Consider the following 614-nt stretch of genomic DNA (forward strand, 5'->3'; position numbering starts at 1 on the left):
ACGAAATCACGGTCAAGTCTTCTTTGGTTACCGCATTAGCATTGGTCATCGTAAATCGGTAAACGACCTCATCTCCCGGTTCATCCACGTTGATAGATTGCATGAACGAAGCTGAATCGATAGCTGGTGTTGGAACGTTTGCGTCTACAGACACGGCAACATCTTTGACAAGTGTAATCATTGGTTCGGCACGAGTCACACTGACTACCGCCATATCGTTCGCTGCACGAGCCTCATTGTCGTTGATAATGACGTTTACGGTATTGGTGTAGGTACTACCATCCGCAACAGTGACATCGACAGTATATCGACAAGTGAAGGAACCAGTCATTTTCGCTAACGGTGTATCGCTGTTAGGATTATCTGGAGCCGTATTACAGGCTGGAGAACCCGTGCTGTCAGCTAACAGATTAATATCGTCGGCCAAGTTTCCTGGTGTACCGTTATCATCGACAAGTTGGATTACCCATGCCGAGTCAACTGTACTTAGATTGGTCACAGTAACTTCATAGGTGATAAGTCCTTCATCATCAATATACCAAGCGCCAGCTACATTACGTAAACCTGGGCCACTGATAGGGGTTTTAGTGATATCTACGGCAGGGTCGACGTTG

General features: G+C 46.4%; 1 pseudogene. It reads right to left on the reverse strand.

Going from position 1 to position 614, the window contains the following annotated elements:
* A pseudogene (locus R7E38_RS23110) lies at positions 1-614 on the reverse strand (hypothetical protein); the annotation flags it as partial.

The organism is Vibrio sp. Vb2131 (genome assembly GCF_033338535.1).
Classification (GTDB): Bacteria; Pseudomonadota; Gammaproteobacteria; order Enterobacterales; family Vibrionaceae; genus Vibrio; species Vibrio alginolyticus.